Source organism: Marinagarivorans sp. (assembly GCF_982758155.1).
Genome location: NZ_CEXWTU010000103.1, coordinates 1 through 4,204 on the forward strand (window position 1 = coordinate 1; position 4,204 = coordinate 4,204).

Sequence of the window (4,204 nt, forward strand, 5' to 3'; positions counted from 1 at the left end):
AGCAAGCACCCAAAAACCCAAATTCCAGCAACTTATTCAGTGCACGCCCCTAATCCTTGATTTCAAAATCACAGCCTTCGTTTCCCAAAGCATTACATGCCTCGGCAACTGCTCCACGACATTATGCTCCTCGGTAATAGCTCCTAGATATTATGCTCCTGCAATGTCCAATAAAGGGCTTCCTACCCCGATGCATTACCCTACTGACCCATGCCCTATAGGCCCCGGCATGCCCCCCCCCCTTTAAACGCCTCAATAAGAAAGTCTAATTGGGCTTCCTGCCCTGATGCGTTACTCTACTAATCTACGTGCAGGCCCTCACCTAAACTATTACCTCGCCCTGACGCTACGCAAGCCACCGGCGTCACGAACCTAGCAGACGGTACAGTCGCCTATAAACTTTATATTGAGATATCTCGGTCCCAACGCATACGGAAGTACATGGACAAGCAAAAAGTCACAAAAGCCAGTGCGATCTTAGGTCTATTTCTCATAATAGTTAACCCTATACACCACAGCGAGCATTCGCTGGCCGCCGTCTATAAATACCAAGACGCCAATGGTCGCTGGCAATTTAGTGATAAGCCCCCACAAGACAAAAAAACAAAAATAGAAACCCTAGAATTCGAAGCTGCGCCCGAAAACCCGTTTGAGCTGAAGTTTGATCATCGCATAGAAAAGAAACAGCACGTAAGCGATGTTCTCAACCCTTTCCATATACCCATTGAAATACAAATTCGCTTTGAAGAATACCCACAATTGAACACCAAGATTGTCGTTGCCAGTAATCAGCGCGCGACCATTTACTCCGCCGCCGCGCCAACGCCAGAATTTACGTATCGATATGTTTGGGGCGCCCCTTCAGCCAACGCCTCGACAGCCAACTATCGCATTCCGATTAGTTCGCCCAGCAAACATCGCATATCACAAAGCTTCAACGGCCAATTTTCACACCACACACAACCCAGCCTATACGCTGTCGATATCGCACTACCCATCGGAACCGATATTGTCGCCGCACGCGAAGGCACCGTGGTACATGTCAAAGATGATTATGCTTTTGGTGGGGCGCGCACGTATTTTTTGGACAAGGCCAATACCGTTTCGGTAGTCCACCAAGACGGGAGTTACGCGACCTACGCACACTTGCTAATGGGAAGCGCAATGGTAAAAGCCGGGCAAGCAGTTGCTGCCGGTGATGTGTTGGGCCAATCGGGTACCAGTGGTTATTCCACAGGACCGCACCTACATTTTGTTATTCGTAAAAACGTAGGCTTCAGAACCGAATCCATTGCCTTTACGTTTGAAGATGCGCGCGGCGTTTTTACACCGCAACGCAATCAGAATGTTTGCCCCTGCCAATAAACGCAAAAAATCCAATACTAGGGCTTATTACATTCTCTGCGGACAGCTACCAACCTAGGTGGCTTTTTATGATGGGCGTTAATACACTGGCCGCTTGCTCGTGAAAATCAACATTGGGGTGCCAGTCACAACCTAGCTGATCCTGGGTTGGCTTCGGCAGCTCAACAAAGTGAAGGCTATTATTCATTTTTGAATTCGCTTGGTAATAATCACGGTAAAGCGACACAACGACCGGCAAGGAAAGATCCGCCACTATAAAGACAGGCACATCACCATAGTGCTTCGTAATACGCGCTAATAAATGCGTCAACGCCTGCTTAAAATTATCAGGGGCAGGATGCGGCTCCGTACTAAAGTCGTTGGTGCCCAACTTAATCACTACGGCATCCGCTTGCCACTGCGAAAAATCCCACGCTTCTTGTTTATCATTAAACAGCACGCGATCATACAAACTAGGCATAGACTCTGATGAAGCACGTTCTTTATCACCGTAATTTCTCACCAAACCACGACCCGATACCGCAATCATATGAGCCTCGGCGGCTAATGCACGCGCTGCAATAGAAGCAAAAGAAAGTGCATTATTTTCGTAGGGCCTAAGGCTATCGCACTCCGTAGATGGACCTTCGTTACCATAACCCACCGTATAGGAATCACCAATGAATTCAATTTTACGTGTTTTCATTTCAGGTTTAGGTAATAGCTGATCATCTTTACTCAGTTTTAATCCCTTAAAGGTTGTCACGCCAAAATGGGCATCGTTGCGTCGTTGAATAATCACAAGGTGCTCACCTTGATCGGCGCCCGCCGGCAACGTAATTACATGCTCATTAACACCCGGCTCAGGGCGCAATACCTTTAATACAGCTCCATCAATAACAATATTGTAATCACTACCGCCGCCATCCATAAGCAATGTAAAACGCTCGCCTTTAAACCCGAAACGTATTTCAACACCTGCCCAATCAAAAAGCACAGTGTTGTTTTTACGCAATGTACGCCCCGCAAAAGTAATCCGAGAATCCGTAGCTTCGACCTGAGTCATTTCTTTCTCCTGACCAGCCCCAAATGAAGTACAAGCGGCTAGCACAGCAGTAAATAGCAAAAAAAGGAACGACCTGAATAAAATCATTTAAATAGCCTTATACCGTTTGAAAGTCGCAAACTTAATAAATTAAAAGAGCGATTGAAGCATTAACTCAACTCAACGCGTTTACCGCCCAAGCGTGCCGACTCAATCGCGCCTTCAACCACACGGATATCCATCAACCCTTCCAGCCCAGGTACCATAACGGGGCCATTGTCGAGAATGGCAACTGCATTATCGTCCATTTGCTGAGCTTGCTGATTAGCGACCGTTTTATTCAATAAAATCCCATCGCTTGTTTCACCCTTAACACCGCTATAGCTTTGCATAGGATTTAATTCATAACCGCCTTTATCAGCGGTTATTTTTAATAAATTAATATTTTTCCCCACATGGCACTCGCACTCAGCGATTATTCCTCCTGGGAATTCTAAGCTGAATACACTACTTTCATCGCAGCGCTTAAAAATATCGGTGCGCTGCGTCACATGTTTTGCGGTAACGGCCGTAGGCTCTAGCCCTGTTGCATAACGCGCTGCATTAATGGGGTAAACACCCATGTCATACATGGCACCGCCACCACGTGTACGATCCATGCGCCAGTGCAATGGGTTTTCAGAACCATCCCCCGCATAGCCCGCCTGGGCAACCACAGATTTAATCTCGCCATAGGGCTTACGTTTCGCATAATCGATAACGGTTCGCGTATTCGGCTCGTGCTGTAAGCGATAACCAATGCTGAGCTTCACTTTATTTTTTTCACAAGCCGCGATAATGTTCTGGCACTGCGTTACCGTCATCGCCATCGGCTTTTCGCACCACACATGCTTACCGGCATTAGCCGCAATCACAGCATATTTCTCATGCAGATAGGTGGGCAAAACGATATACACCACATCGATATCGGGATTGTTTGCGATACTGTCTAGGTTATCGTAGTGATAGATGTTTTTATCTTTTAAGCCGTATTGTTTTTTCCACTGCACAACTTTTTCTGGACTGCCACTGACTATTCCACGTAATTCACAGTGGGAAGTAAGCTGTAAAGCAGGCGCCAATAAATCTCGGCTATATTGCCCCAACCCAACCAATGCTACGCCCAGCTTTTTGCCATTCCCCATGGCTAACGCTCGATGAGATAATGCTGAAGCACCTAGCAAGGTTGCACCGACAATAAAGTTTCTACGTGTCGCCATCGTTAACATCCTCAGTACTTGCGCCATCATGTAAGCCTAGCATCATACCACTAAGCACGAACGCCACTTTTAAAAGCATAATATCAGCGAGATAATTAATATAAATAAAATACGCTAAAAATCATATTGGGCGCTCAATGTCATAAAGTGCGTCGTCAATAAACTCTAACCTCTCCTGCAGCACTGCGCGCGCATCAGTAATACCTTGATTGTAATAATACCCACCCACCTCTTCAGAAAAGAAGTCGAGTAGAAATTCCGCATCGAACTGTCCAATATCTTGCTGCAGCTCCTCGTGGAAATATATTTTCATTTTTTTCACAATTTCGGCTTTCGCGTCTGCCGATAGTTTTATGAGCTCAGGCATCCGCCCTCCAGTTGTTCTTGTTATAAGTGCATGTAAAACGGTTAAAAACGCCGTGACCGATTCTGCCAGCGCAACCCCTTCAATGTATGGTATACCGATGTGGTTCGGCAGCGTGATGCCATCCACCAACCCCTGCGATGCCGATATAATACGCCCTCCCCCTTCAGAACCCAAAGCCACCACAATTAA

The 4,204-nt window shown here is 46.6% G+C and carries 4 protein-coding genes; 1 reads left to right on the forward strand and 3 read right to left on the reverse strand.

Features of this window, described 5'->3' with window-relative positions; translation table 11 throughout:
* Positions 1-441 precede the first annotated feature (441 nt).
* Complete coding sequence (locus tag AC3A8L_RS12050) at positions 442-1,365, forward strand: peptidoglycan DD-metalloendopeptidase family protein (protein WP_487962511.1); 924 nt, start codon at positions 442-444, stop codon at positions 1,363-1,365.
* A gap of 46 nt (positions 1,366-1,411) precedes the next feature.
* On the opposite strand, the gene AC3A8L_RS12055 is transcribed toward AC3A8L_RS12050, so the two are convergent.
* The 3 genes from AC3A8L_RS12055 to AC3A8L_RS12065 all read right to left on the reverse strand — a co-directional run.
* Positions 1,412-2,410 (reverse strand): SGNH/GDSL hydrolase family protein, encoded by a 999-nt coding sequence (locus AC3A8L_RS12055; protein ID WP_487962512.1) that lies wholly within the window; start codon positions 2,408-2,410, stop codon positions 1,412-1,414.
* 149 nt (positions 2,411-2,559) lie between these two features.
* The gene (locus AC3A8L_RS12060) at positions 2,560-3,648 is read right to left on the reverse strand and encodes a Gfo/Idh/MocA family protein (protein ID WP_487962513.1); all 1,089 of its coding nucleotides are present in this window, start codon (positions 3,646-3,648) and stop codon (positions 2,560-2,562) included.
* A gap of 121 nt (positions 3,649-3,769) precedes the next feature.
* The coding region (locus AC3A8L_RS12065) for a DUF2164 domain-containing protein (protein WP_487962514.1) at positions 3,770-4,204 on the reverse strand (435 nt) is incomplete at its 5' end.